The 3,921-nt window shown below is 66.3% G+C and carries 5 protein-coding genes and 1 pseudogene; 1 reads left to right on the top strand and 5 read right to left on the bottom strand.

The features are described from left to right. Positions 1-2 precede the first annotated feature (2 nt). The gene (gene phnK, locus EOA38_RS30035) at positions 3-779 is read right to left on the bottom strand and encodes a phosphonate C-P lyase system protein PhnK (protein ID WP_040973772.1); all 777 of its coding nucleotides are present in this window, start codon (positions 777-779) and stop codon (positions 3-5) included. Then, positions 776-1,735 (bottom strand): alpha-D-ribose 1-methylphosphonate 5-phosphate C-P-lyase PhnJ, encoded by a 960-nt coding sequence (locus EOA38_RS30040; RefSeq protein ID WP_245480951.1) that lies wholly within the window; start codon positions 1,733-1,735, stop codon positions 776-778. The genes phnK and EOA38_RS30040 overlap by 4 nt, the downstream gene beginning before the upstream one ends. 59 nt (positions 1,736-1,794) lie before the next feature. On the opposite strand from EOA38_RS30040, the gene EOA38_RS30045 reads away from it, so the two are divergent. After that, complete coding sequence (locus EOA38_RS30045) at positions 1,795-1,989, top strand: hypothetical protein (RefSeq protein WP_126091875.1); 195 nt, start codon at positions 1,795-1,797, stop codon at positions 1,987-1,989. A 2-nt stretch (positions 1,990-1,991) separates the two neighbouring features. Here EOA38_RS30045 and EOA38_RS30050 read toward each other — a convergent pair whose 3' ends face one another. From EOA38_RS30050 to EOA38_RS30060, 3 genes and pseudogenes are all read right to left on the bottom strand, one after another. Further along, on the bottom strand, positions 1,992-3,104 hold the full coding sequence (locus tag EOA38_RS30050; RefSeq protein ID WP_126091876.1) for a carbon-phosphorus lyase complex subunit PhnI: 1,113 nt from the start codon (positions 3,102-3,104) through the stop codon (positions 1,992-1,994). A gap of 1 nt (position 3,105) precedes the next feature. Then, the gene (phnH, locus tag EOA38_RS30055; protein WP_126091877.1) at positions 3,106-3,717 is read right to left on the bottom strand and encodes a phosphonate C-P lyase system protein PhnH; all 612 of its coding nucleotides are present in this window, start codon (positions 3,715-3,717) and stop codon (positions 3,106-3,108) included. Further along, a pseudogene (locus EOA38_RS30060) lies at positions 3,717-3,921 on the bottom strand (phosphonate C-P lyase system protein PhnG); the annotation flags it as partial. The gene phnH and the pseudogene EOA38_RS30060, both read right to left, overlap by 1 nt.

Below are 3,921 nucleotides of genomic sequence, written 5' to 3' on the forward strand. Positions count from 1 at the left end.
CATCACACCTGTAAAATCGAAGACACGAGCAACTGCGTGTACGGCGCGCGCGGGTCGTCGAGCACGCGGTCGGTGAGTCCGCTTTCGACGACACGGCCATCCTTCATCACCATCATGCGCTGCGAGAGAAGCCGCGCCACGGCGAGGTCGTGGGTGACGACGATCGCCGCCAGGCCAAGGTCGGTGACCAGGCCGCGCAACAGGTCGAGCAGGCGCGCCTGCACCGAAACGTCGAGACCGCCGGTCGGCTCGTCCATGAACACCAGCCGCGGTCCGGTCACCAGGTTGCGGGCGATCTGGAGGCGCTGGCGCATGCCGCCGGAAAAGGCGCGGGGCTCGTCGTCGATGCGGTCCTCGTCGATCTCGACGCGGGAGAGCCAGTCGACAGCGGTGGCGCGGATCCTGCCGTAGTGGCGGTCGCCCACGGCCATCAGCCGCTCGCCGACATTGGCGCCGGCCGACACCGTCATGCGCAGGCCGTCCGCCGGGTTCTGGTGGACAAAGCCCCAGTCGGTGCGCATCAGGAAGCGGCGCTCGGCCTCGCTCATGCGGTAGAGCTCGCGCCATTGGCCATCGCGCATGCGGTAGCTTGCCGTGCCGGAAGAAGGCAACAGCCGGGTCGACAGGCAGTTGAGCAGCGTCGTCTTGCCCGAGCCGGATTCGCCGACCACCGCCAGAACCTCGCCCGGCCAGAGGTCGAAGGAGATGTTCTCGCAGCCGACGCGCGAGCCGTAGAATTTGGAAAGTGCGGAGACGCGCAGCAGCGGTTCGTCGGTCATTCGGCCTCCTTACCCTTCCCCTTGTGGGGAGGGTCGGCGCGCAGCGCCGGGGTGAGGGTTGCGGGGGTTGTCGCCAAGTCACCCGCGCCTTCGGCGCGACCTCCCCACAAGGGGGAGGTAGGGTCGCTGCGGCGCTTCTCGCAGTGGTCGGTGTCCGAGCAGACGAACATGTGGCCGCCATGGTCGTCGAGGATGACCTCGTCGAGATAGACGTTCTCGGCGCCGCACAGCGCGCAGGGCTGGTCGAAGGTCTGCACCTCGAACGGGTGGTCCTCGAAATCGAGGCTGACGACGTCGGTGAAGGGCGGCACCGCGTAGATGCGCTTCTCGCGGCCGGCGCCGAAGAGCTGCAAGGCCGGCGAGCGATGCATCTTCGGATTGTCGAATTTCGGGGTCGGCGACGGGTCCATCACATAGCGGCCCTCGACCTTGACCGGATAAGCGTAGGTGGTGGCGATGCGGCCGTGCCTGGCGATGTCCTCATAGAGCTTCACATGCATGAGGCCGTATTCCTCCAGCGCATGCATTTTTCGCGTTTCGGTCTCGCGCGGCTCGAGGAAGCGCAGCGGCTCGGGGATCGGCACCTGGAAGACCAGCACCTGGCCCGCCGTCAGCGGATGCTCCGGGATACGGTGGCGGGTCTGGATGATGGTCGCCTTCGCCGTCTCGGTGGTGACGGCGACATTGGCGACCTTCTTGAAGAAGGCACGGATCGAGACGGCGTTGGTGGTGTCGTCGGCGCCCTGGTCGATGACCTTGAGCACGTCATCCGGGCCGATGATCGAAGCGGTGACCTGCACGCCGCCGGTGCCCCAGCCGTAAGGCATCGGCATCTCTCGCGAGGCGAAGGGCACCTGGTAGCCGGGAATGGCGATGCCTTTCAGGATGGCACGGCGGATCATCCTTTTGGTCTGCTCGTCGAGATAGGCGAAGTTGTAGGTGGCGATGTCGGTCATGACGATCACGTCCGCTCTGTGCTATGGAATTGGCGCTCAAGACGCGGGAGGGCGCCCGAATGGACTCTACCGGTTGGATGCATCTTGGAGTGCTTTTGCTGGTGTTCGCCGTTGTTGCCGGCTTTGCGCTGCGGAAGATGTTTCTTCCTGCGCCAAAGGAGCCTCCGCATGGCGAGACTGTTGCCGGTGCCAGTGGCTATGGTGGCGGTGGCTCGTTCGATGCCGGCAGCGGGCATTCCGGTAGCGGACAATAAAGTCATTCTGCCGCCTCCCTCTTCTCCTCGGCCTTGCCCTCGTTTTCCCGCGCCTCGTATTCGGCGCGCATGCGGCGGACCAGGTCAAGCTCGGCCTGGAAGTCGACATAGTGCGGCAGCTTCAGATGCTCGACGAAGCCGGTCGCCTGCACATTGTCGGAGTGCGAGATGACGAACTCCTCGTCCTGTGCGGCGGCAATCACATCCTCGCCGAGCTCGCTCGCGCGCAGCGCCCGGTCGCAGAGCGCCATCGCCATCGCCTTGCGCTCGCTCTGCCCGAAGACCAGGCCGTAGCCGCGGGTGAATTGCGGCGGCGCCTTGGCCGAACCCTTGAACTGGTTCACCATCTGGCATTCGGTGACGCGGATGGAGCCGAGCGGCACGGCGAAAGGCAGTTCCGGCACGTCGAGTTCCAACTCGACCTCGCCGATGCGGATCTCGCCGACGAAAGGATGGTTGCGGGCATAGCCGCGTTGCGTCGAATAGCCGAGCGCCAGCAAAAAGCCTTCGTCGCCGCGCGACAGCGCCTGCAGGCGGATGTCGCGCGCCATCGGGAATTGCAGCGGCTCACGGGTGATGTCGCCGGGGATGTGGTCAAGCGGCATGTCGCCGTCGGCTTCGATCAGGCCTTCATGGGCGAGAATCGAGGAGACACGCGGCATCGCTTCGGCTTCGGCCGGACGCTGCGTGGGCGTCTCGACATCGACGCCTGCGGCAAGCTCCGGATCGAGCAGCCGGTGGGTGTAGTCGAAGGTCGGGCCGAGCACTTGGCCGCCGGGCAGGTCCTTGTAGGTGGCCGACACGCGCCGCTCGACCTGCATGGCGCCGGTGTCGGCCGGGTTGGTGTAGCCGAAGCGCGGCAGCGTCGTGCGATAGGCGCGCACCAGGAAGATTGCCTCGATCATGTCGCCGCGCGCCTGGACGACGGCTAAAGCCGCAAGCTCGCGATCGTAGAGCGAGCCTTCGCTCATCACCCGGTCGACACCGAGCGCCAACTGCTCGGCGATCTGGTCGAGGCGCAGGGCCGGCACGGAGCGGTCGCCGCGCCGGCGATCGGCAAGCAGGCGGTGCGCATTGGCAATTGCGGCTTCGCCGCCTTTCACCGCGACATACATGTCATGCCTCCATCGTCTTGATGCGGGTGGTGCGCGGCAGGCAGGCGAGGCTGCTGGGCGCCGCCAGGATGATGTCGACGCCGCGCGGGAAACGCTGATTGTTCTGCTTCCATTGCTCGACGAAATAGCGCGGCATGCCTGTCGGCGCGATCATCGCGGTCTTCTCGACGCCCGGGCCTTCGAGCAGTAGCGACGGACCGGAAGCGAGATCGTCGACCAACAGGATCAGCGTCGTCGAGCGGTCGGGATATTCCTGCGTGCCTTGCGAAAAGCCGTCGAGCGCAGCCATCTCCGCCGGGTTGGCTACCAAAGCGAAATGCGCGTCGGCCGGCGTGTTGGCCAAGGGTGCGCCGGTGTGAAAGCCGAGCCAGGCCTTGACCGCGGGCTCCGCCTGCAGCCGCGGATCGAGCCAGATCGCCGTGTCGTTGTCGCAGAGCGAAAGCGCCGCGGCTGCGGCGGTCGCCGACAGCGGCGCCGGCGGATGGGCGAGCGGCGGCAGGGCCTGAATATTGCCGGGGCGCGCCATTGCGTCCATGATGGCGCGGAACACGACCTGCGCGTTGAACACCGGATCGGCGAAGCCGCCTTCGATCGATTGCGTCGCGATATCCATCAGTCCTCTCCGCGCACCATGGTGAAGAAATCCACTTTCGTGGCCGCTGTCTCGACACGCCGCTTTTCGCGCGCCGCGTCGAGTGCCCCACGCAAGGGCGCGACCAGCTTGGTTTAGACCGTTTCGCGGTGGGCCGGGTCCTGCCAGAGCGCGTCGGCGATGGCCGCGAGCTTGGCTTTGCCCTTGTCGCGGCCGAGCGAATAG

The organism is Mesorhizobium sp. M1E.F.Ca.ET.041.01.1.1, from assembly GCF_003997355.1.
GTDB lineage: Bacteria > Pseudomonadota > Alphaproteobacteria > Rhizobiales > Rhizobiaceae > Mesorhizobium.

Bases quoted from the DNA above. Each gene is read 5' to 3' on its own strand.
- phnK (WP_040973772.1), bottom strand. From the start codon at position 779: ATGACCGACGAACCGCTGCTGCGCGTCTCCGCACTTTCCAAATTCTAC.
- phnH (WP_126091877.1), bottom strand. From the start codon at position 3,717: ATGGATATCGCGACGCAATCGATCGAAGGCGGCTTCGCCGATCCGGTG.
- EOA38_RS30050 (WP_126091876.1), bottom strand. From the start codon at position 3,104: ATGTATGTCGCGGTGAAAGGCGGCGAAGCCGCAATTGCCAATGCGCAC.
- EOA38_RS30045 (WP_126091875.1), top strand. From the start codon at position 1,795: ATGGACTCTACCGGTTGGATGCATCTTGGAGTGCTTTTGCTGGTGTTC.
- EOA38_RS30040 (WP_245480951.1), bottom strand. From the start codon at position 1,735: ATGACCGACATCGCCACCTACAACTTCGCCTATCTCGACGAGCAGACC.